Source organism: Corynebacterium aurimucosum (assembly GCF_030408555.1).
Lineage (GTDB): Bacteria > Actinomycetota > Actinomycetes > Mycobacteriales > Mycobacteriaceae > Corynebacterium > Corynebacterium aurimucosum.
Genome location: NZ_CP047048.1, coordinates 566497 through 589871 on the forward strand (window position 1 = coordinate 566497; position 23375 = coordinate 589871).

General features: G+C 61.6%; 18 protein-coding genes and 1 pseudogene. 10 read left to right on the forward strand and 9 right to left on the reverse strand.

All coding sequences use genetic code 11. The annotated features are described in order from the left end of the window. Positions 1 to 52: 52 nt before the first annotated feature. The 3 genes from upp (at position 53) to CAURIM_RS02745 (ending at position 3485) form a co-directional block, all read left to right on the forward strand. Positions 53 to 688: a uracil phosphoribosyltransferase gene (gene upp, locus CAURIM_RS02735; RefSeq protein ID WP_201828656.1), complete on the forward strand. Its 636-nt coding sequence runs from the start codon at positions 53 to 55 to the stop codon at positions 686 to 688. 118 nt (positions 689 to 806) lie between these two features. Next, entirely contained in the window at positions 807 to 1988 is a 1182-nt protein-coding gene (locus CAURIM_RS02740) for a M20 family metallopeptidase (protein ID WP_070446401.1), read from the forward strand. Between the two features lie 72 nt (positions 1989 to 2060). Next, a complete protein-coding gene (locus CAURIM_RS02745; RefSeq protein WP_070446399.1) occupies positions 2061 to 3485 on the forward strand; it encodes an NAD(P)H-quinone dehydrogenase in 1425 nt (474 codons plus the stop codon). Positions 3486 to 3533: 48 nt separating this feature from the next. Here CAURIM_RS02745 and CAURIM_RS12895 read toward each other — a convergent pair whose 3' ends face one another. After that, positions 3534 to 3707, reverse strand: coding sequence for an Ltp family lipoprotein (locus tag CAURIM_RS12895; RefSeq protein ID WP_353959309.1), 174 nt, complete (start codon positions 3705 to 3707; stop codon positions 3534 to 3536). A 40-nt stretch (positions 3708 to 3747) separates the two neighbouring features. Then, positions 3748 to 5055, reverse strand: coding sequence for a short-chain fatty acyl-CoA regulator family protein (locus tag CAURIM_RS02755; RefSeq protein WP_201828655.1), 1308 nt, complete (start codon positions 5053 to 5055; stop codon positions 3748 to 3750). 168 nt (positions 5056 to 5223) lie between these two features. On the opposite strand from CAURIM_RS02755, the gene prpD reads away from it, so the two are divergent. The 5 genes and pseudogenes from prpD (at position 5224) to CAURIM_RS02780 (ending at position 14237) form a co-directional block, all read left to right on the forward strand. Then, entirely contained in the window at positions 5224 to 6735 is a 1512-nt protein-coding gene (gene prpD / locus CAURIM_RS02760) for a 2-methylcitrate dehydratase PrpD (RefSeq protein WP_070446395.1), read from the forward strand. Next, positions 6736 to 7668, forward strand: coding sequence for a methylisocitrate lyase (prpB, locus tag CAURIM_RS02765; protein WP_070446393.1), 933 nt, complete (start codon positions 6736 to 6738; stop codon positions 7666 to 7668). Positions 7669 to 7718: 50 nt separating this feature from the next. Beyond that, positions 7719 to 8867 (forward strand): bifunctional 2-methylcitrate synthase/citrate synthase, encoded by a 1149-nt coding sequence (locus tag CAURIM_RS02770; RefSeq protein WP_070446391.1) that lies wholly within the window; start codon positions 7719 to 7721, stop codon positions 8865 to 8867. Positions 8868 to 9054: 187 nt separating this feature from the next. Beyond that, positions 9055 to 12486: a pyruvate carboxylase gene (locus tag CAURIM_RS02775; protein ID WP_070446389.1), complete on the forward strand. Its 3432-nt coding sequence runs from the start codon at positions 9055 to 9057 to the stop codon at positions 12484 to 12486. A 557-nt stretch (positions 12487 to 13043) separates the two neighbouring features. Then, positions 13044 to 14237: pseudogene (locus CAURIM_RS02780) on the forward strand (IS3 family transposase). 43 nt (positions 14238 to 14280) lie between these two features. On the opposite strand, the gene CAURIM_RS02785 reads toward CAURIM_RS02780, so the two are convergent. The 3 genes from CAURIM_RS02785 to CAURIM_RS02795 form a co-directional block, all read right to left on the reverse strand. Then, complete coding sequence (locus tag CAURIM_RS02785; protein ID WP_201828654.1) at positions 14281 to 14838, reverse strand: GNAT family N-acetyltransferase; 558 nt, start codon at positions 14836 to 14838, stop codon at positions 14281 to 14283. Positions 14839 to 15098: 260 nt separating this feature from the next. Further along, positions 15099 to 16871 (reverse strand): ATP-binding protein, encoded by a 1773-nt coding sequence (locus CAURIM_RS02790; RefSeq protein ID WP_201828653.1) that lies wholly within the window; start codon positions 16869 to 16871, stop codon positions 15099 to 15101. A 141-nt stretch (positions 16872 to 17012) separates the two neighbouring features. Beyond that, a complete protein-coding gene (locus CAURIM_RS02795) occupies positions 17013 to 17873 on the reverse strand; it encodes a sulfurtransferase (RefSeq protein WP_070446383.1) in 861 nt (286 codons plus the stop codon). A gap of 289 nt (positions 17874 to 18162) precedes the next feature. On the opposite strand from CAURIM_RS02795, the gene CAURIM_RS02800 reads away from it, so the two are divergent. Together CAURIM_RS02800 and CAURIM_RS02805 are read left to right on the forward strand one after the other, a co-directional pair. Next, positions 18163 to 19221 (forward strand): Cj0069 family protein, encoded by a 1059-nt coding sequence (locus CAURIM_RS02800; protein ID WP_010189357.1) that lies wholly within the window; start codon positions 18163 to 18165, stop codon positions 19219 to 19221. Between the two features lie 196 nt (positions 19222 to 19417). Continuing rightward, positions 19418 to 20554 carry a DUF4282 domain-containing protein gene (locus CAURIM_RS02805; RefSeq protein ID WP_201828652.1) on the forward strand — a complete coding sequence of 379 codons (1137 nt, stop codon included), beginning with the start codon at positions 19418 to 19420 and terminating at the stop codon, positions 20552 to 20554. A 150-nt stretch (positions 20555 to 20704) separates the two neighbouring features. On the opposite strand, the gene CAURIM_RS02810 is transcribed toward CAURIM_RS02805, so the two are convergent. The 4 genes from CAURIM_RS02810 to CAURIM_RS02825 form a co-directional block, all read right to left on the reverse strand. After that, entirely contained in the window at positions 20705 to 21121 is a 417-nt protein-coding gene (locus tag CAURIM_RS02810; RefSeq protein ID WP_201828651.1) for a DUF3151 domain-containing protein, read from the reverse strand. A gap of 104 nt (positions 21122 to 21225) precedes the next feature. Continuing rightward, entirely contained in the window at positions 21226 to 21822 is a 597-nt protein-coding gene (locus CAURIM_RS02815; protein WP_070446377.1) for a Maf family protein, read from the reverse strand. Between the two features lie 4 nt (positions 21823 to 21826). After that, positions 21827 to 22021, reverse strand: coding sequence for an acyl-CoA carboxylase subunit epsilon (locus CAURIM_RS02820; protein ID WP_070644361.1), 195 nt, complete (start codon positions 22019 to 22021; stop codon positions 21827 to 21829). 10 nt (positions 22022 to 22031) lie between these two features. Next, positions 22032 to 23363: a carboxyl transferase domain-containing protein gene (locus CAURIM_RS02825; RefSeq protein ID WP_070710884.1), complete on the reverse strand. Its 1332-nt coding sequence runs from the start codon at positions 23361 to 23363 to the stop codon at positions 22032 to 22034. Positions 23364 to 23375: the final 12 nt, after the last annotated feature.

The window sequence follows — 23375 nt, forward strand, 5'->3', positions numbered from 1 at the left end:
GACTGCGCCGCCCGCTGATCGGTTCCCGGCGGATTCTTATACAGTGAAGGGCATGGATATCCACGTAGTAGACCACCCCCTCGCCGCCTCCCGGCTCACGCTGATGCGTGATGCCCGCAGCGATAACACCGCTTTCCGTGCCGCCCTGCGAGACCTGGGCACCATGCTGGTGTATGAAGCAGCCCGTGATTTGCCCGTCGAGCATTTTGATTGCGTCACTCCCGTCGCCACGGCGGAGGGCACCCGCCTGCAAAACCCGCCGATTATCGTGCCCATCATCCGTGCTGGTCTGGGCATGATTGACCCGGCCCTGTCCATGATTCCGGATGCCCAGGTCGGCTTCATCGGTATGGCGCGAGATGAGGAAACCCACGAGCCGGTGCCTTATCTGGAGGCCCTACCGGAGGATCTCAGCGGCCGCAGCGTCTTCGTGGTTGACCCGATGCTCGCCACGGGTGGTTCCCTCCTGCACTCCCTGAAGCTCCTTGCGGACCGTGGCGCTACCGACATCACGGCGATCTGCATGGTCTCCGCCCAGCCGGGCGTTGATGCGCTGGCTAACTCGGGCTTGCCAGTTCGCTTGGTCACTGCAGTGATTGATCCGGCCCTCAACGAGGACGCTTATATCGTGCCGGGGCTGGGTGACGCCGGCGATCGCCTCTATGGCCCCCGCAATATCGACCTGTAGCGAAACCGTCGGTCAGGGCAGACCGCTCAGTATATCTAGCGTGTGACCTGCCCGGCTAACTGAACCGCATGGTCTAGTTGTAGACTCTTCCCAGGAGGAAACCACGGAGGAGGAAGCATTGATCTCGGACTACGTCAGTGAGTGGTTCAGCAACCACCGCGCGGAGGTCATCGCGTGGCGCCGCCATATTCACCGCCACCCGGAGACTTCCAATAACGAGGTGGAAACCACCCGCTTCCTGTCCCGCACCCTGCGTGAGTACGGCTTGGAGCCGCATCTTTTCCCCGAGACCGGCCTCATGGTGGATATTGGCCCCGATACGGAACTTGGGCGCTTGGCCTTCCGCGCCGATATTGACGCGCTGCCCGTCACCGAAGTCACCGGACTCGAATACACCTCCGAGGTCCCCGGCGTCATGCACGCGTGTGGGCATGACATACATACCACCATTGCGCTGGCCACGGCCTGCGCCCTGGCGGACCTTAATCGCGAGCATCCGCTAGATTTCGGTGTTCGTGTCATTTTCCAGCCCGCCGAAGAAGTCTGGGTAGGCGGCGCCACCGATGTCATCGAGTGGGGTGCGCTCGAAGGCGTGAACTCCATCTTTGCCGTGCACGTCGAACCAAAGCTGCGCGTCGGGCGTATCGGCGTTCGCGCTGGGGCGATCACCTCCGCGACCGATGTTGTGGAAATCAACGTCTCCGGCCCCGGCGGGCATACCTCGCGCCCGCACTTGTCGGCGGACGTCGTCTATGCGCTGGGCAAGCTGCTGACGGACCTGCCAGGTTTGCTCTCACGCCGCGTCGATCCGCGCACCGGCACCGTCTTGGTCTTCGGCCAGGTGAATTCCGGCTATGCCCCGAACGCGATCCCTGAGACCGGCTCTGTGTCTGGCACTATGCGCACGGCAGACATCGGAATCTGGCGGGATATGCAAACGCTCTTCTCCGAGTTGGTGGAACAGGTGCTAGCGCCCCTGGGTGTGGAGCATGAGCTGGTCTACCACCGTGGGGTTCCGCCCGTGCTTAACGACGACGTCTCTACCGCCCTCCTTGCCAGCGCTGCCCAGGCCATTGACCCGCAGGCTGTGGTTCAGGCCCCGCAATCCTCGGGCGGCGAGGATTTCTCGTGGTACCTAGAAAAGGTGCCCGGCTCCATGGCTCGCCTTGGCTGCTGGTCCGGTGAAGGCGAGCAGCATGATCTGCATATGGGTGATTTGGCCCCCGATGAGAGAGCCATCGGCGTGGGCGTCAAACTCTTTGGCTCCGTAGCGGAGCAGTTTGCCAACGTGGAGGATTAAGCGCCTAAGCACTACACTGTGACAAGGATTTCCCAGAGTTCTTATAGGCAGAATTTTAAAAAAGGAGCGACAGTGTCACAGGAAGCCCCCCGCATCGTAATCATCGGCGGTGGCCCCGCAGGCTACGAGGCTGCGACCGCCGGCGCCAAGTACGGCGCGCACATTACGTTGATTGAGGAACAGGGCCCCGGTGGCTCCTCCGTTCTCTTGGACTGCGTGCCCTCGAAGTCCTTCATCGCTGGCGCCAACATTCGCACCGACTTCCGCCGCGCCGATGACATGGGCCTGAACCACCAGCTCAGCTCCTTGCAGCTGAGCCTGGAGGCCCTCAACGGCCGTGTTCAGGCGCTGGCTGCTAACCAGTCCCGTGACGTCCGTGCGGGCCTGGAGAAGATTGGCGTCAAGGTCATCGATGGCCGCGCGGCGTTCTCCGAGGATCAGCATGGGGTGAAGGGTGCAGCGCACAAGGTTGATGTCACCCATAAGGATGGCACCACTGAGACCCTCGACGCGGACCTCGTCCTCGTTGCTACCGGTGCCACCCCGCGCATTCTGCCGGGCGCGCAGCCGGACGGCGAGCGCATCCTCACCTGGCAGCAGGTCTATGACCTCAAGGAGGAGCCGGAACACCTCATCGTGGTCGGCTCCGGCGTGACCGGTGCTGAGTTCGTTTCCGCCTTCGCCGAGATGGGCGTGCGCGTGACCATGGTGGCTTCCCGCGACCGCATTCTGCCGCACGACGACGCCGACGCTGCCGACGTCCTCGAGACCGTCCTGGCCGAGCGCGGCGTGGAGCTGGAGAAGAACTGCCGCGTGGAGACCGTCTCCCGTACTGAGGACGGCAACGTGGTGGTCAAGACCCAGGATGGTCGCGAGATCCACGGCTCCCACGTCATCATGTCCATCGGTTCCATCCCGAATACCAAGAACCTCGGCTTGGAGCACGTTGGTGTGGCTACCACGAAGTCCGGCCACATCGAGGTTGACCGCGTTTCCCGCACCAATGTCGCTGGCATCTATGCCGCCGGCGACTGCTCCGACCTGTTCCCGCTGGCTTCCGTTGCCGCGATGCAGGGCCGTATCGCTATGTACCACTCCCTGGGTGAGGGCGTGTCCCCGCTGCGCCTGAAGACCGTAGCAACCGCCGTGTTTACCCGCCCGGAGATCGCAGCCGTGGGCTTTACCCAGGCGGAGATTGAGGCCGGTGAGGTTGCCGCCCGCACCATCACGATGCCGTTGAATACCAACCCGCGCGCCAAGATGCGCTCACTGCAGCACGGCTTTGTCAAGCTCTTCTGCCGTGCGACCTCCGGCCGCGTCATCGGTGGCGTGATTGTTGCTCCGACCGCCTCCGAGCTTATTCTGCCCATCGCGGTCGCCGTGACCAACCAGCTCACCGTGAACCAGCTAGCGGATTCCCTGGCGGTCTACCCGTCCCTGTCCGGCACCATCACGGAGGCGGCCCGCCGCCTCGTTGCTCACGATGACCTTGAGTAAAGACCTCGCGTAAATCAGACCCGGGTCTGATTTATCTACGGCCCGCTCTTATAAGCCCAGTGTGCTCACCGCATGCTGGGCTTCTTCCATGGTGAACTGCTCGCCGTATTCGCTGGTGAGCTGCATAAGGGGTGGACATGAGAGAGAACCTCCTGCGTAGGTGAGGGAAGAGAACTCGGCGTGGTGCCGAACACGTCCTATCCTGGCAAGCCCACCGGACATCGCAGTAGGAAATTCGAAAGCCTAGGCGAAAATGAAAGAACTATGAGGTGGCATAAGCCGAAACCGGCGTGGCATTGAGGTCGAGGCTGACGGGCCGCCCCACCTGTGGGAAGGCACGCTGCGGGCACGCTGGACGTGGGCAGGCGGCGCAGCCAGGGCCGATGGGGGTCGCCTCAGAAGGGGAGAGGTTGAGCGCATCCGCGTAGACCACGCGATCCGCCTGTGCGATATCGCAGCCTAAGCCCACGACGAATTCTTTGCGCGGCGTGCCCCAGGCCTGGGCCTGGCCTTGGACGAAGCGCGCAATCCACAAGTAGGTGTGGTCATCGGGCATCGAGGCCACCTGCCTCGTGATGCGGTTGGGCGTTTCAAAAGCGCGGTGCACGACCCACAACGGGCAGGAGCCGCCGCTGCGGGTGAAGTGGAAAGCGGTGGAGGACTGGCGCTTGGAAATATTTCCTGCGCGGTCGGTGCGGATGAAGGAGAAGGGAACGCCTTGGTGGCCGGGTCGCTGTAACGTCGACAAGCGCTGCGCGGTGGTCTCGAAACCAGTGCCAAAGGCCGTCGCGATGACGTCGATGTCATAGCGCGTTTCCTCCGCAGTGGCGAGGAACTGGGTATAAGGCATGGTCACGGCGGCGGCAAAATACTGCGCGAGGCCCAGCGTGCCAATAGTCTGTGCTTCCTCGCCCGGCAATTCGGCGACGAGTTCCGCGCAATGCTCCGGGTAGGCCAGCAGGCAGTACTGGAGCGCCATTTCAAAGACGAGTTGGGATTCCGTAAGGCCCGCGCGCAGGTGCAACTCGCGGTCGTGGAAGGTGCGGCGGCGCGGGGACGAGGAGGAAAAGCGCGTCGTGACACCGAATTCATCCTGCAAGACGGAAGCTAAGCGCCCGCGGCGCAGGACTCGGTCTCCGAGCGAATCGGAGAGCTCCTCGGCGGCTGTGTCGAGGCTATGGACGTAGTTGTGGGCGTCGTAGAAGAAGTCACGGACCGCTTCGAAAGGGCCGGGTTCGGCGGGGGTGTGTGCGGCGGCGTCGACAAGCCGGGGTAAAAGTTCGGGGAAGCGCCCGCTTAAGTCAGTAAGGGTGGCTTCGGTGGCTTCGGGGAAGAGCTGGCGCAGCTCGGCGAGAGCGCGCAGATCGCGGTCCCCTGCAAAGTACGTGGCGTCAACGCCGAAGCGTTGGGTCAGCTGCAGGAGGACGGTGACGGTGAGGGGGCGCTGGTCATTTTCCAGCTGGTTGAGGTAGCTGGTGGATAGCCCCAGCTGCTTCGCCATGGCGGCTTGTGTGAGTTTGCGTTCCTTGCGTAGTGCGTGGATTCTCGCCCCCGCGTAGTGCTTAGTCACCGTCTGCGTCCTCCTAAAAAGCCATCCCACCTGGAAATTCCACAAGTTTTGCAAACAACGCAAAGTCTTGCAACAGATAGTCACAGTTTACACATGTGGCAGGTCACACGGAGCGAGGTTAGTGTGATGCCTATCGCAATCGTTGTTCTGGTCTAGGAGGGAATCCCGTTGATTAACCACGAAGTACGTACCCACAAGTCCGCCGAGGACTTTCCTATTGAAGAGCACTTGGCCTACAAGGTTGCCAAGGTAGCTGCCGATCCCGTCGAGGTTCCGGCCGAGACCACCGAGATGATCATCAACCGCATCATCGATAACGCCTCCGTGGCCGTCGCTTCCGCAACGCGCCGCCCGGTTACCTCCGCCCGCGTCATTGCACAGGCCCACCCGGTGCAGGAAGGCGGCGCCACCATCTTCGGCGTGGACGGTAACTACTCCGCCGAATGGGCTGCGCTGGCCAACGGCACCGCCGTGCGCGAGCTGGACTACCACGACACCTTCCTTGCTGCCGACTACTCCCACCCAGGCGATAACATCCCGCCGATTCTGGCCGTGGCACAGCACAAGGGGCTGACCGGCAAGGACCTCATCCGTGGCCTGGCTACTGGCTACGAAATCCAGGTTAACCTGGTCAAGGGCATCTGCCTCCACGAGTGGAAGATTGACCACGTGGCACACCTTGGTCCGTCCGTCGCCGCGGGTATCGGCACCATGTTGAACCTCGATGTGGACACCATCTACCAGGCCATCGGCCAGGCACTGCACACCACCACCGCCACCCGCCAGTCCCGCAAGGGCCTGATTTCCTCCTGGAAGGCCTACGCCCCAGCCTTCGCGGGCAAGATGGCCATCGAGGCAGTGGACCGCTCCATGCGCGGCGAGGGTGCCCCGGCCCCGATTTGGGAAGGTGAGGACGGCTTCATCGCCTGGATGCTGCACTCCCCGGAGCGCACCTACACCGTCCCCCTTCCGGCGGAGGGTGAAGAAAAGCGCGCCATCCTGGACACCTACACCAAGGAGCACTCCGCGGAGTACCAGGCACAGGCCCCGATCGACATGGCCTTTGCCCTCAAGAAGACCCTCGCGGAGAAGGGCCTGAAGACGGAGGACATCGAGTCCATCGTCCTGCACACCTCGCACCACACCCACTACGTCATCGGCACCGGCGCTAACGACCCGCAGAAGATGGATCCGAACGCCTCCCGCGAGACCCTGGATCACTCCATCATGTACATTTTCGCCGTGGCCCTGCAGGACGGCGAGTGGGACTACGAGACCTCCTACTCTGACGGGCGCAAGCACCGTCAGGACACCATCGACCTGTGGCACAAGATTTCCACCGTCGAGGACCCGGAGTGGACCCGCCGCTACCACTCCAACGACCTGGATGAGAAGGCTTTCGGCGGCAAGGCCGTCATCACCTTCAAGGACGGCACCGTCATTGAGGATGAGCGCGCGGTGGCCGACGCCCACCCGCTCGGCGCCCGCCCCTTCGGCCGCGAGGAGTACATCAACAAGTTCAAGAAGCTCGCTGCCGGCAAGGTCTCGGAGGAGGAGCAGGAGCGTTTCCTCGCTGCCGCGCAGAACCTGGAGAACCTCACCGACCTGAACGAACTCAACGTTCGCCTCACCGACGAGGCTATCGCCACCGCACCCGAGACCCCGAAGGGACTGTTCTAAATGGCTGGCCTATTTGGCTCCACTATCAGCAACGCAGACAAGCGCAAGAGCTTTCGCGAGGCGCTGAATGCACCGGAAATCACCACGCTGCCGGGCGCCTTCAACCCGCTGACCGCGCGCCTTATCCAGGATCTCGGTGGCTTCGGCGGCGTCTACGTCTCCGGCGCGGTGCTGGCCAATGACCTGGGCCTGCCGGACATCGGCCTGACCACGCTCACCGAGGTAGCGCAGCGCGCCGGGCACATTGCCCGTGCCACGGACTTGCCGGTGCTTGTCGACGCCGATACCGGCTTCGGCGAACCCATGTCCGCCGCCCGCACGGTTGCCGCGCTGGAGGACGCTGGCCTGGCCGGCTGCCACCTGGAGGACCAGGTCAACCCGAAGCGCTGCGGTCACCTCGATGGTAAGGAAGTCGTGCCGACGGATCTCATGGTTCGCCGCATTACCGCCGCCGTCAATGAGCGCCGCGATGAGAACTTCATCATCTGTGCCCGCACCGATGCCGCCGGCATCCACGGCATCGATGAGGCCATCGAGCGCGCCAAGGCTTATGCCGATGCCGGCGCGGACCTCATTTTCACCGAGGCCTTGTACTCGCCGAAGGACTTTGAAAAGTTCCGCGCCGCCGTGGACACCCCGCTGCTGGCCAACATGACGGAGTTCGGCAAGACCGAGCTGCTGTCGGCTAAGCGCATTGAGGACTTGGGCTACAACGCCGTCATCTGGCCGGTATCCACCCTGCGCGTGGCCATGGGTGCTACCGAAGAATTCCTCCGCGACATGCAGGAGACCGGACTGCAATCCGAGGAGTGGCTCGAGCGCATGCAGCACCGCTCCCGCCTCTACGAGCTGGTGCGCTACGACGAGTACAACGCCTTCGACCAGAGCGTGTTCACGTACTCCAAGGACAGCTACAAGCCCACCTTTGACTAATCCCCCCGGCCTAGCCCACACGCTAGGCCCCCCACTTAAGGAGAAACACCATGTCTGAAACCCCAGAGATCCGCAAGGGCCTGTACGGCGTTGTCGTCGACGAGACCGCCGTGTCCAAGGTTGTCCCGGAGACCAACTCCCTGACCTACCGTGGCTACCCGGTGCAGGAGCTGGCCCGCTACTGCTCCTTCGAGGAGGTTGCCTACCTGCTGTGGAATGGCGAGCTGCCGACCCAGGATGAGCTGGTCCGCTTCTCCGCCCGTGAGAAGGCACTGCGTCACCTGGACCGCCACCTCATCGACCTGATCACCTCCATGCCGAAGTCCTGCCACCCGATGGACGTGCTGCGTACCGCAGTCTCCTTCATCGGCTCCCAGGATCCGGAGGAGTACACCAAGGACTCCGAGCACATCCGCCGCACCGCGCTGGAGCTTATGGCGAAGTTGCCGACCATCGTCGCACTCGACATCCGTCGCCGCCGTGGCGAGGGATACCTCGAGCCTTCCCGCAAGAAGGGCTTTGCGGAGAACTTCCTGTGGATGGTCTTCGGTGAGGAGGAAGGCTCCCCAGCCCTGTCGCGCTCCGATATTGAGGCCTTTGATAAGTCCCTCATCCTCTACGCGGAGCACTCCTTCAACGCGTCCACCTTCGCTGCCCGCGTGGTGACCTCCACGATGTCCGATACCTACTCCGCTGTTACCGCCGCCATCGGCGCCCTGAAGGGCCCGCTACACGGTGGTGCTAACGAGGCCGTGATGAAGAACTTCCTGGAGGTCGGTGACCCGGCCAAGGCAGAGGAGTGGACGCTCAACAAGCTCAAGAACAAGGAGCTCGTCATGGGTTTCGGTCACCGCGTGTACAAGAACGGTGACTCCCGTGTTCCGACCATGGAGGCTGCCTTCCGCGAGCTGGCCAAGGATCACGGCCAGGAGCAGTGGGTGGAGATGTACGAGAAGATGGCTAAGACCATGTACGAGAACACCTCCATCAAGATCCAGCCGAACCTGGACTTCCCGGCTGGCCCCGCGTACCACATCTTGGGCTTCGACATCGAGTTCTTCACCCCGATCTTCGTGATGGCCCGCATCACTGGCTGGACCGCACACATCGTGGAGCAGAACGAGAACAACTCCCTCATTCGCCCGCTGTCTGCTTACAACGGCAAGGAGCAGCGCTCCGTTCCTCCGAAGCAGATCTAAGAGAAGCGGACCTAGTCAGCGTAAAACCAGCGCACGAAACTTTCTTCTCGTGGGCTGGTTTTCTTCTTTGTCCGACTATGTGCAGCGTGTGGATTCCTGTTGACATATAAGCCGATTCTCGCCCGCGTTGTCGCCTCGGACACTATCCTTGTCTTCGTATTGTTCCTATCTGAAAGGATCACTCCTAGTGTCTGATACCGCCCACAAGTCCTTCTCCAAGATCTTGGTGGCCAACCGCGGTGAGATTGCCGTGCGTGCCTTCCGCGCCGCCTTTGAGGTCGGTTCCAAGACCGTTGCAATTTATCCCAAAGAAGACCGCAACTCCTTCCACCGCGCCTTCGCGGATGAAGCCGTGCGTATCGGTACCGAGGGTCAGCCGGTCAAGGCTTATCTCGATATCGATGAGGTTATTCGCGCCGCCAAGAAGTCCGGTGCGGATGCCATTTACCCGGGGTATGGCTTCCTTTCAGAGCGTGCAGATTTGGCTCGCGCCTGCCGTGACAACGGCATCAAGTTCATCGGCCCCACGGCTGAGACCCTCGACCTGACCGGCGATAAGGCCGCCGCTGTGGCTGCAGCTGAGGAAGCAGGGCTGCCTACGTTGAAGGACTCGAAGCCCTCGACGGACGTCGACAAGCTGGCGGAGTACGCCAAGGACTTTGAGTTCCCCGTCTTCGTGAAGGCAGTGGCCGGCGGTGGCGGCCGCGGTATGCGCTTCATCGAGAACGAAGCAGAACTGAAGACCAAGTGCGCTGAGGCCTCCCGCGAGGCGGAGGCCGCCTTCGGCGATGGCAATGTTTACCTCGAGACCGCGGTCATTCGCCCGCAGCACATTGAGGTGCAGATTCTGGCTGACTCCCAGGGCAACGTCATGCACCTGTACGAGCGCGACTGCTCCGTGCAGCGTCGCCACCAGAAGGTTGTGGAGATTGCCCCGGCGCCGACGCTGGACCCGGAACTGCGATACCGCATCTGCGCGGACGCCGTGAAGTTCTGCGAGCACATCAATTACGAGGGCGCTGGTACCGTCGAGTTCCTTGTTGATGAGAAGGGCAACCACGTCTTCATCGAGATGAACCCGCGCGTGCAGGTCGAGCACACCGTGACCGAGGAGGTCACGGGCGTGGACATCGTGAAGTCTCAGATGCAGATTGCCGCGGGCCTCTCCCTGGAGGAGCTGGGCCTCAAGCAGGAGGATATCCACATCACCGGCGCGGCACTGCAGTGCCGTATCACCACTGAGGACCCCTCTAACGGCTTCCGCCCAGATACCGGCACGCTGACCCAGTACCGCTCGCCGGGCGGCGCGGGCGTGCGTCTCGACGGTGCAACGGCCGTCGGCGCGGAGATCTCCCCGAACTTTGACTCGCTGCTGGTGAAGATGACCTGCCGCGGTGTCACTTTCGAGCAAGCCGTGGCCCGTGCGCAGCGCGCGCTCAACGAGTTCACCGTGGCCGGCGTGGCCACCAATATCGGCTTCCTGCGCGCTCTGTTGCGCGAGCCGGACTTCGTCAACACTCGCGTGGACACCAGCTTCATTCCGGAGCACCCGGACCTGCTGAAGGCCCCGCCGGCTGTGGACGAATCTGGCCGCATCATCGACTACATCGCTGACGTGACCGTCAACAAGCCGAACGGTGAGCGTCCGACCACCCTGCGCCCCTTCGATAAGCTGCCGGATCTGGACTTTAACTCCGAGCTGCCGCGCGGTTCCCGTGACGACTTGCTGGAGCTGGGCCCGAAGAAGTGGGCAGAAAAGATCCGTAAGCAGGATGCTCTGGCGGTCACCGATACCACCTTCCGCGATGCTCACCAGTCCCTGCTGGCTACCCGCGTGCGCGGTACCGCTCTGGTCACGGCTGCTGAAGCCGTCGCCCGCATGACCCCGGAACTCTACTCCGTGGAGGCGTGGGGTGGTGCTACTTACGATGTCGCCATGCGCTTCCTCAAGGAGGACCCGTGGGTGCGCCTGGATCTGCTGCGTGAGGCCATGCCGAACCAAAACATCCAGATGCTGCTGCGTGGCCGCAACACCGTGGGCTACTCGCCGTACTCCAACGATGTGTGCACCGGCTTCGTGCAGGAGGCTGCTAAGTCCGGCGTGGATATCTTCCGTATCTTCGATGCGCTAAACGACGTCACCCAGATGCGCCCGGCTATCGACGCCGTCCTAGAGACCAACACCACCGTGGCCGAGGTTGCCATGGCCTACTCCGGCGACATGTGCTCCCCGGATGAGAAGCTCTACACGCTGGATTACTACCTCAAGCTGGCCGAAGAGATCGTCAACACCGGCGCCCACGTCTTGGCCATTAAGGACATGGCAGGCCTGCTGCGTCCGGAGTCCGCATCCAAGCTGGTCATGGCTCTGCGCAAGGAGTTTGATCTGCCGGTTCACGTGCACACGCACGATACCGCGGGTGGCCAGCTGGCTACCTACTACGCGGCGGCCCTCTCTGGCGCGGACATCGTCGACGGTGCCTCCGCACCGCTAGCGGGAACCACCTCTCAGCCATCGCTGTCCGCCATCATCGCGGCATTCTCCAACTCCTCGCGTGACACCGGTATTTCCCTCAAGGCAGTCTCTGACCTGGAGCCCTACTGGGAGGCAGTACGCCAGCTCTACCAGCCGTTCGAGAAGGGCATTCCTGGACCGACCGGCCGCGTCTACCGCCACGAGATTCCGGGCGGCCAGCTGTCCAACCTGCGCGCGCAGGCTACTGCGCTGGGCTTGGAGGACCGCTTCGAGGTTATCGAGGACACCTACGCTGCGGTGAACGAGATGCTTGGCCGCCCGACCAAGGTGACTCCGTCCTCCAAGGTGGTCGGTGACCTCGCTCTGCACCTCGTGGGTGCTGGCGTGGACCCGGCTGACTTCGAGGCCAACCCCACCAAGTACGACATCCCGGATTCCGTCATCGCCTTCCTACGCGGTGAGCTCGGTACGCCTCCGGGTGGCTGGCCGCCGCTGCGCGACAAGGTCCTGGAGGGCCGCGCGCCTGGCGACGTCGCCGTCAAGCCCGTCCCCGAAGAGGAGAAGAAGCACCTGAGTTCGGATGATTCCACCGAGCGCCGTGCCTCCCTCAACCGCTTGCTCTTCCCGAAGCAGTTCGAGGAGTTCAACGAGTTCCGCCGCACCTACGGCAATACCGAGGCGCTGACGGATACCGTCTTCTTCTACGGACTGGAAGAAGGTAAGGACTACATTGTCCACCACTTCCCGGAGGGCTCCAACGACCGCGCAGACCTCAAGCCCATCACCTTGCGTCTTGATGCTATGGGTGAGCCGGACGAGAAGGGCATCCGCAACGTCGTACTCAACGTCAACGGCCAGATCCGCCCGCTCAAGGTTCGCGACAACAACGTTGAGTCCACTGTCGCCACCGTGGAGAAGGCTGACCCGTCCAACGAGGGCCACGTGGCCGCACCGTTTGCCGGCGTGGTGAACCCGACCGCCAAGCCGGGTGACGAGGTCAAGGCCGGCGACCAGATCGCCGTCATCGAGGCCATGAAGATGGAAGCCTCCATCTCCGCCACCAAGGATGGCACCATCGAGCGCGTCGCCATCGGCGCCGCCACCAAGGTTGAGGGCGGCGACCTCATCGCGGTCATCAACTAAAGACCGACTTAGGTCATGGATGGGTGAGCAGCGTCATTCTTGGCGCTGCTCCCTGGTGGTTTTGGCGGTGGGATGGGATTCTTCCTCACTACATTGACCTAAGCCAGGAGGGCGCCTCGCAAAAGGCATCTGGCAGAAGGCATCTTTGGGTCCAAAAACGCCATCTGCACTGAGTAAAAGGCGTTTTCAGCCGTGAAAACGCCTTTTGACTGATGCCTTTTATCAGACGCCTCCCGCATGTCGATGGAGGCACGTAGACGTTGCGCGTTGCGAGGGGAGCGAAGAAGCTAGTCGCGTTTTCGCGAAGATACGTGCAGCGTTATACGGAAACCGTCGTTGTGGCCCGACTTGGATCCGCGGTGGGTGAGCAACGTCGCTCTTCGCGCTGCCGTAGGCGCGCCGCGAAAGGTGTCGAGTATAGTCGACACTTTTAGAAGAAACCGAGGAAGTGTCGAGTATAGTCGACATCTTTTGTCGGCTTGCGGGGACCTGACCCCTGTTAGGTAGACACCTGATATCCAGCCCTGTTGGGTTGGGAAGAAAGGTAATCTACCACCATGCCTAGGTACTCCGAACAGTTCAAACGTGATGCTGTGGCCCTCTACGAAAACAATGAGGACCTCTCACTTCACGCGGCTTCAGCAGAGCTAGGAATCAATCGTTCCTCACTTTATTCCTGGCTTAAGCAGTACGGCACCGGCAAGCGTGTCCGCACAAAAAGCATGCGCGACAAGGCACAGGCGACGACTGATTCTGAGCGGATCCGCCAGTGAGACAAAAGAAGTCTCTAAGCTTCGTGAAGAACGCGATATCCTGCGTAAGGCCGCGAAATATTTTGCCGAAGAGACACGCTGGTAATCCGCTTCCAGTTTGTCTATGACCATCGAACCGAGTACTCGGTCAAGCGGATGTGCCACGTGTTAAAGCTCAATCGCTCCTCGTTCTACAAATGGGTCAACACCCGCGAAAAACGCAGGTTAGAGATGTGTTCGGATGCTCTTATTGGTGCACGAATCAAGAGCATCTTCGATGATGAGCACGGGCTTTATGGTGCTAAACGCATCGCTGCAAGCCTTAAAGCCGATACGGACTTTCCTCCGATCAATCACAAGAAGGTCGCACGCATTATGAAATCCATGGGGCTAAAAGGCTTTACTAAACAACGTCGATGTGTCACTACCAGGCGCAAGCCTGGTCATCGAGTCATGCCAGATTTAGTAGGCCGCAAATTCACCGCTGATAAGCCGAACCAGGTGTATGTAGGCGATATCACCTACCTGCCGTGTAAGGGAGGCAAGAACATGTACCTTGCCACAGTCATCGACGTCTACTCGCGCAAACTTGTCGGTCATGCGCTCGCCGATCACATGCGGGTATCGCTGGTTATCGAAGCTTTGTCCCATGCCAGCAAGGTTCGCGGAAGCCTTAAAGGGGTAATTTTCCATTCTGATCATGGCAGTGTGTACACCTCACAGGCTTTTCAAGACCACTGCACCCAACTTGGTGTTCGCCAATCCATGGGAGCAGTGGGAACGAGTGCCGATAATGCCCTGGCAGAATCGTTTAACGCCACTTTAAAGCGTGAAGTTCTGCGAGATAGGAAAGTTTTTGACAATCCCATCATCTGCCGCCAAGAAGTCTTCCGATGGTGCATGCGCTACAACACGCGCAGACGGCACTCCTGGTGCAACCTTCTAGCCCCCGATGACTTCGAAGCACTCACATCAGCTACACTGACCCAAGCAGCATAGCTAACCCCCGACGTGTCTACTTTCCGGGGGTCAGGCCCCGGTGCTAGAAACGCTTGAGCATCACGTGGGCATCCGGGCGGCCCGGGACGTCGATGTCGACGAAGCCCTCGGATTCATAAAGCTTGCGGGCGCCGGTGTTCTCCGGCTCAATCCACAGCGAAATGGCTGGGGCTTCCTGCGCCTCGGCGAGGTCGCAGGCGTTGCGCAGGAGGCGTCGCCCAGCGCCTAAGCCCCTGTAGCGGGATTCCACAGCAATGAAGAGCTCGGGGATCTCCTCTGGATCGAGGTCTGTGGCCCACTGGGACTCATCAAAAGGATCGGCCTCTGGATTGCCGGTGTAAGCAGCACCCTTCGCTTCAGTGGTGTAGTAGCGCAGCCACGCGCCACCAACGGGCACGCGGTGGCTGGAGACAGCGATGACGCCGCCGTCGACATGGGGAGACCATTCATCGACGTACAGCCCCACGTCAGGCGTGTGGAAGTCCCCGATATGGGCGTCCTCGTCACCGAGGACATCGGCGAGGAAAAGAAGGCGGGAGAGGTAGGTACGGTCGTGCTCCTTGGCCAACCGTACGCCGAACTCGGAATCGTTAACGCTCATGCCTTCCGAGGCTACTTGATCTCTGAATTTAGTCACTAACTGAGTGACTCGAGGGGAGTTGGTGGCGCAATCCTGATGCGCCATTGCTGCATCCCCCCGGAGCGACAAAACAGCACCCCGGTAAGTAGTACTCAGCGGGTAAGTAACCCGGAGCAGAGCTCCACCGGGGTATCACGTCAAAGAGTACTTAACAGTGCTAATCGAGGCAAGGTTTGTCGCAGTTTTGCGCTGTTCTCTGCCGGCAGAGACGCATTAGCGAACTACTTGATCTCCAGAATCGGCTCGCCCTTGTTGATCTGCGTGCCGGTGGACACCTTGAGGTCGGTCACGGTGCCGGATTTGTGGGCCTTGACGGGGTTCTCCATCTTCATGGCCTCGAGGACGACAACGACCTCGCCCTCTTCCACTTCCTGGCCCTCCTCGACGGCGACCTTGATGACGCTGCCCTGCATCGGCGCGGTCACGGTGTCGCCGGACACGTTTGCCGACGCCCCCTTGCCACGACGCTTCTTCGACTTCTTGCGCTTATTGCCACCGCCCAAGAGGAGGTTGCCCGGCAGGGCCACTTCGATACGGCGGCCGCCCACCTCGACGACGAACTTCTGGGCGGCCTCTTGCTCCTCGTCCTCGGGGGCCTCGGTGGTGTCGGTGTATTCGGGCAGTTCGTTTACCCACTCTTCCTCGATCCACTTGGTGTAGACCGTGAAGTTGCCGTCTTCGGCGGTGAAGGCAGGATCGGTGAGAATGGCCTGATGGAAGGGGATAACCGTGGGGAGGCCTTCGATGCGGTACTCGGCCAGGGCGCGGCGTGCACGCGCAATGGCAGTCGCGCGGTCTGGGCCCCAGACGATGAGCTTGGCCAGCATGGAGTCGAACTGGCCACCAATGACGGAACCTTCGCGCACGCCGGAGTCCATGCGCACGCCCGGGCCGGAAGGCTCGGAGTACGTGGCGACGGTTCCGGGGGCTGGCATGAAGCCCGCGGCGGCGTCCTCGCCATTGATGCGGAACTCGATGGCGTGGCCGTGCGGAGCCGGGGCCTCGGAGATGGAAAGCTCGCGGCCCTCGGCGATGCGGAATTGCTCGCGAACGAGGTCGAAGCCAGTGGTTTCCTCGGTAACGGGGTGCTCCACCTGGAGGCGCGTGTTGACCTCAAGGAAGGAGATGAGGCCATCGGCGCCCACAAGGTACTCCACGGTGCCGGCACCGTAGTATCCGGCCTCGCGGCAAATGCGCTTGGCAGATTCGTGGATGGAGGCGCGCTGCTCATCGGTGAGGAAGGGGGCAGGAGCTTCTTCAACGAGTTTCTGGAAGCGGCGCTGCAGGGAGCAGTCGCGGGTGCCCATGACGACGACATTGCCGTGCTGGTCAGCCAAGACCTGAGCCTCGACGTGGCGGGCCTTATCCAGGTAGCGCTCGACAAAGCACTCACCACGGCCGAAAGCAGTGACGGCCTCGCGCGTGGCGGACTCGTAGAGGTCCTTGATCTCCTCGCGGGTGTGGGCGACCTTCATGCCGCGGCCACCGCCACCGAAAGCGGCCTTGATGGCAACCGGTAGACCGTGCTCGTCGGCGAAGGCCTCGACCTCCTCTGCGCTGGCGACGGGATCCTTGGTGCCCGGTGCCATGGGAGCGTCAGCACGCTCGGCAATGTGACGGGCGGTGACCTTGTCACCCAGGTCGGCGATGGACTTCGGGGAGGGGCCGATCCAGGTCAGGCCCGCGTCGATGACGGCCTGGGCAAAATCGGCGTTCTCGGAGAGGAAGCCGTAGCCGGGGTGGATGGCGTCGGCGCCGGATTTGGAGGCGGCGTCGAGAATCTTGTTGAAGTCGAGGTATGACTCTGCGGAAGTTTGACCGCCGAGTGCAAAGGCTTCGTCGGCAAGCGTGACGAATGGGGCGTCAGCATCTGGCTCAGCGTAGACCGCTACGGATGCGATGCCGACGTCGCGAGCCGCGCGGATAACGCGGACCGCGATCTCACCGCGGTTGGCCACGAGGACCTTGGTGATGTTCTTGGTTTCAACTGCCACGGCAGGAACCCTCCTCCATTTTTTCTGATAGGACTGCGTACTATTCTTGCACACCAAAACATGAGGATACCTTCACATCTTGGTTTCGTGTCAAAAAATAAACCCGCACCAGCGTGGATGCGGGGTTAATTCGGTGTGTTCTTAACGCTCAACGGGCATTCGAACCATGTTGCCCCACTCTGCCCACGAGCCATCGTAGACGCGCGGGTTGTCGAAGCCGAGCAGGTACTTGAGTACAAACCAGGTGTGTGCGGCCTGAGCGCCGACATGCGAGTAGAGGACGGTTTCCGTTGCGGGCTCTAGCTCGCCATAGTTGACCTTGAGCTCGCTGAGCGCGCGGAAGCAGCCGTTGGGGTAGACCGCTCGATCCCACTCGAGGTTGATGGCGCCTGGGATGTGACCGTGGGTCAAGGTGGTGCCGTAGGCAGACTCACCAGTTCCGTTCTTGAGGGCAGCTTCGCCGCAGAACTCGTCTGGGCTGCGGGTGTCGACCACCGTGGCGGTGGAGCCGCGCAGCTCGTCGACGAAGATGCGGGATGATTCTTCGCGGGAAACCTCAGGGTAGGAGGAAGGGGTCGGGTCAGGGACCATAAACGAGGTATCGCGTTCCTCGGACATCCAGGCATCCCGGCCACCATCGAGAAGCCGCACGTCTTCGTGGCCGTACAGCTCAAAGATCCACAGGGCGAATGCAGCCCACCAGTTGGACTTGTCTCCGTACAGGATGACGGTGTCATCGCGCTCGATGCCCTTCGAGCGAAGGAGGGCTGTGAAATCTTCCGCGCTGATGATGTCCCTCGTTGTGTTATCGAGCAACTCCGTCTGGACGTTGATACGGATAGCGGTGGGGATGTGGCCGATATCGTAGAGGAGTGAATCCTCATCGACCTCGATGACGTGGAGGCCGTTGATGCCCAGTCGCGCGGATAGCCACGGTGCGGACACGAGGCGCTCAGGGTGCGCGTACTCCTGGAAAGGGGGATTCGGGTCGAATTCGGCCACGGTCCACCTGCCTTTCTCGTTAAGGGGAAACGTTCGCTTCAACTCTAGCGCGCTCGGCCGAAAAGTGGTCACGGGGGAGGGCTCTTTGTGGTGTTGGATACATTTTTATGCCGTAGGGCGCCAGCTCGCGTGCACTGGTTATAACAAGTGTGCAGGTCAGGGGCTAAAAACTGCGTTAAGCTCGACTTTTATCGCATTTTGGCGTCGCTTCTTCAGGTGAGCGAACAGGCCTCACCTGGGTTATTTTAAGAAGTGACACTCATTAACCCCCTAGCGAAAGGGAAGCACTGTGCACAAGGCAATCGTCGTCTTCGAGGTCGAGGGCGGATCCGACAAGCAGATCAATGGACACCGTAAGGACACCATGCCGATCGTCGACTGCATCAAGGATGCAGGCTGGCACGCAGAGGTCGTGTTCTACCGTCCCGAGTGGTCTGAGAAGCTCTTTGAGTATGTATCTGAGAACTTCGATGCCTACATTTCCCGCGTGAACCCGGGCAACATCCCGGGCGGTGAGAAGGGCTACTTCGACTTGCTCACCAAGCTGTCCGACGCCGGCCTGGTCGGCATGTCCACCCCGTACGAGATGATGGCTTACGGCGCCAAGGATGCCCTGGTTAAGCTCAATGACACGGACCTGGTTCCGGCTGACACCGCCGCCTACTACGACGTCGAGTCCTTCCACAAGACCTTCCCGGCCTCCCTGTCCTACGGCGAGCGCGTGCTCAAGCAGAACCGCGGTTCCACTGGTTCCGGCATCTGGCGCGTGCGCCTTGCCGACGAGAAGCTGGCCGAGTCCGTCGAACCGGGCACCGCACTGCCTCTCGACACCAAGATCAAGTGCACCGAGGCTGTGGACAACCACACCGAGGAGCGCGAGCTCGGCGAGTTTATGGATTTCTGCGACCAGTACATCGTGGGTGACAACGGCATGCTCGTGGACATGCGCTTCATGCCGCGCATCGTTGAAGGCGAGATTCGTATTCTTCTCGTGGGCCCGGATCCGGTCTTCGTGGTGCACAAGAAGCCGGCTGAGGGCGGCGACGCTTTCTCCGCGACCCTGTTCTCCGGTGCTAAGTACACCTACCAGAAGCCGGAGGAGTGGCAGGAACTCGTCGACATGTTCGCTGAGGTCCGCCCGGTCATTGCAGAGAAGCTCGGTGGTGACAACATCCCACTGATCTGGACCGCAGACTTCATGCTGGCGGACGGTGAGAACGGCGAAGACACCTATGTCCTTGGTGAGATCAACTGCTCCTGCGTGGGCTTCACCTCTGAGCTGGACATGGGCATCCAGGAAAAGGTGGCGGCTGAAGCCATCAAGCGCGTGGAGGCCAAGCACGCATAAGCGTTTATTTTCGCGCTAGCCTTATCGAGTTTCCCCTGCCGCGGCCGGGGAAATTTGCATTTTCTTGGGGCTTATTCCCCGAGCCGGGCTGCCGGTGAGCGAGATCTCAGGTACGTTCGAAGGGGTAAAAATTGCGCCAGTGTAGTGCTGTAGCGTGCTGCGAAATTCGATGATTCTCCGAAAGGTCTAAGGAATAATGACGAACCCCAACCAGTTTGGTGAGAACGCCGACAACAGCGATAGCAACGTGGGCGATAACAGCTTTAACGGTTCCCACGGCGAGAACTCTGGGAACGATAACTTCGGTAGCTTTGGCGGCTACGGCAGCCCCCAGTCCAACAAGGATAGCTCGGCGTCTGGCTGGAATGCCCAGGATTCGAACTCCGGCTTTGGCTGGGGTGGCCAGGCAGGATACGGCGATTACTCCGAGAACTCCGCTGAGACTTCCTCGTTTGGTAGCGCCTCTTCCCAGGATTCGCAGCCGGACACTGACCGCGAAGCTAAGGACAGCACGTTTAGCGAAGGCTTTGCTTCTGCTGAGCCCGCATCCGAGTCCGCTAAGGACCAGGACACCCACTCCACCCAGGACTCCTTTGGCGCCTCCTATGCTTCCTACAACACCGATAGTGGTGCTGGCGCCGAGCATGCCGCTGAGTCGACGAACTCGAACCAGAGCCACAGCGACAACGGCTACGGCACTAACGGCTATGGCAACGACTGCTTTGGCGGTGGTGCGCAGACGGAATCCAACCAGGGCCATGGCTTTGGGCAGCAGTCAAGCAATGGTTTCGGTAGCCAGGCCTCTCACTCCAACTCCACGTCCGGTTTTGGTAGCTACTCCCAGCAGAACCAGGGCTTCGGTGCACAGGAGCAGCAAGGTTTCGGCTCCCAAGGACAGCAAGGTTTCGGCACCCAGGAGCAGCAGGGCTTTGGCCAGCAGAACTCGCCCTTTGCGGCCTCCCCGCAGAATCAGTACCCGCAGCAGGCTGCGCCGAATGGCGGTTCTTCCAAGGGCACGGGATTCTTCAAGGCGCTGTTTGACTTCTCTTTCAGCAACTTTATCACCCTGAAGTTCTCGTCCTTCATTTATATGCTGCTCGTCATTTTGTCAGCAGTCTTCTGGGTAGGAACGATCCTCTTCTCCTTCGCGTTTTTCGCTGATAGCGTTCTTTTGGGAATCCTTGCGTTCCTCGGTGCTGTGATCTTCGGCGGAATCACCTTCCTTTTTTACGTCATCCAGTTCCGATTGATCTTGGAGTTCTTCGTGGCAAACATCCGCACCGCGCAGAACACCGGCGATCTGGTTGCCAAGGCGGATGGCGATAAGGCTTAAAAGTCACTCTCCGCGCTGCTGTAGGGCAGACAAACAAATCCCGCGGCCTCAGTATTCGAGGTCCGCGGGATTTTTCTATGCAGGGGCCGCCGCGGTTTACGCGGCGAGCAGAGTGGCGTTGTTCCTAGCCAGTCGGGCTGGCCGAGCTGCTTAGTCCAGCAGCGCGGCGACGGACTCGGGGTCGGCGTCGGAAAGCATCTGGCGGATGCGGTCATACTCCGCGTCCTCACCGATGGCCTTTGCAGCATGGCCCAGAGCGGCAATCGCGCGCAGCACACCCTGGTTGGGCTCGTGGGAGAAGGGGACAGGGCCCCAGCCCTTCCAACCATTGCCGCGCAGGCGGTCGAGGCTGCGGTGGTAGCCGGTACGCGCATAGGCGTAGGCGGTGATGAAAGCGGTGGGCTCAGCACCCTTGTTCTTGTCTAGTTCCTGTTCCGCCAGCAGAGCCCAGAGCAGCGGGGAATCCGGGTGGGTGACAATTCCTGCGGTGAGATCGGAGGTACTGTCAGCACCCGGATCGGCGGGCAGCTTGATGGGCGGGGGAGCGAGCATATCTTTCATTTCCATGCCGCCCCACTCTAGCCATGTGGCGCCACGGCCACCAGAGGGGGCGAACCTTGAAAGGGGCGAACCTGGAAGGTTCGCCCGGAACTAGAAGGGCTCGCCCAGAATTAGTGCTGAGCCCAGAAATCGGAAACGTTGAGCCCAAAGAAATACAGCGCGCGGCGCAGCACTGGTAGCGAAAGGCCGATAACGGAGGAGGGATCGCCCTCAATGCGGTCGATGAACCAGCCGCCGAGGGCTTCCAAGGTAAAGGCGCCGGCGCATTCGAGTGGCTCGCCGGTGCGGGCGTAGGCCTCGATATCGGCGTTCGAAGCCTGGGCAAAGTGCACCGTCGTGCGCGAGGCTTCTACGAAGCGCTTATCGCCCCGCAGCACGCAATGGCCGGTGATGAGCTCCGCGGCGCGCCCGGCCTGCGCGTGCCAGCGCTCCACGGTGGCCTCGGGGGTATGGGGTTTGCCTTGGAGGGAGCCGTCGAGAAGCAGCATGGAATCCCCGCCCACCACGACGTCCTCGGGATAGTCAGGAGCAATAGCCTCTGCCTTAGCAGTAGCCAGCGCACAGACGATCTCGGCGGGCTCAGCACCCGCCAGGCGCTCCTCGATGGCCCGCTCATCCACGTGGGCCGGGGCGATGACGGGTTCCACGCCCGCACCCCGCAGGATGGACAGGCGGGAGGGGGACTGGGAAGCTAGAACCAGGCGCATGCGCTTAGTAGTAGCGGACGTTGCGGAAGGCGGACGGGTTGAATACGTCACCCGGCTGGCCCCACAGGTCGCGCTCGGAGCGGATATCGGCGGCCTTGGCGCGCGCCTCAGAGTCGAGCTGGCTGAGCACCGTGGACAGGGCCGCCACCTCAGCGTCGGTGGGGTTGCCGCGCAGAACGGTAAACAGGGAAGCGGTCATAGGGAAACCTCTACAAAACGATATTGCCGTGTTTCTTCGGCAGGGTTGGAATAATCTTGCGATCCAGTAGGCGCAGGCCCTCGATGAGGGAGCCGCGGGTGGCTGCCGGGGTAATGACGGAATCGACGAGACCACGCTCAGCGGCCTGGTACGGGGTCAGGTAGGCGGCGGCCTCCTCCTCGCTCAGCTCTAGCTCTGCGGCCAGTGCAGGGGCATCGGCCACTGAGATCTCGGCCGTCGGCCACGCATAGGACAGGTCCGCACCGAGTTCCTTGGAGCCGAAAGCGATGTAGCCGGTGCCGTGCGCGCGGCGGACGATGACACTGATCTTGCCTACGCTCGCCGCGGAGTAGGCGTGCACCAGCTTGGCCAGCGCTGCCTTCTCCACATCCAGCGCCGGGGAGTCGACGAACTCGATAATGGGGGTATTGAAGGCATCGCAGAGGCGGATGAAACGCGCGGCCTTAGCGGCAGCTTCCGCATCGAAGGAGTCGCGGTTGGCGATGATGCCCACGGTGCGGCCCTCCACGCGACCGAAGCCGGTGAAGACACCGCGCACCTGGGCGCCGAGCTCGAAAACATCCTCGCAGGTGGCGGTGACCACGTCGGCGAGATCGACGGCGCCGTCATCTCCCACGAGGGTATCGAGGGCGTGGTCGGCGTCGGTAATGTTCTCCTCCACAGAGCCCGCAACGATGGTGGCCTCGGTGCGGGGAGCGGCGGCACGGTTATTGGAAGGCAGGTAGGAGAGCACGCGCTTGGCGACGTTCACCTCGTGCTCCCCATCCGCCTGCAGGTCACCGTCCGGAGCAATGACGACATCCGACAGCGCGGCTACGAGCGAGGCCTCCTTGGAGTCCGCGTAGACTGCCGTGACCTGCGGGATGAGGCCGGAAGCGGTGGTGGCGCGGGCCAGGATGCGGGCCTGCATGGCGGAGGAGACAATGCCCTCCTGGGCGCGGGGCTTATCGCTGGCGACGAGTGCGACGATGGGCACGCCGGTCTTAATGGCCAGGTCATAAAGCTTGGTGACCTTTTCGCCATAGACCTCGCCCATGGTGCCGTCGAAAAGCGAGGCGTCCTGCGCATAGGCGCAGACCTTGCGGCCATCGACAGTGCCGAAGCCGGTGACGACGCCATCGGTGTAAGGACGGATGTGCTCGCGGCCGAACTCGGTGGAGCGGTGGCGAGCGAGCGCGTCGGTCTCCACGAAGGATCCGGCGTCAAAGAGCGCCTCGATGGCGCTGCGGGCCGCAGGAACCTCTCCCTGCGGCGCTCGGGACTCGGTGAGCTTGGCGCTCAGGTCCTCGATCTTGCCAGCGGTCGTCTTCAAGTCAGTCATGGGACACTAGTG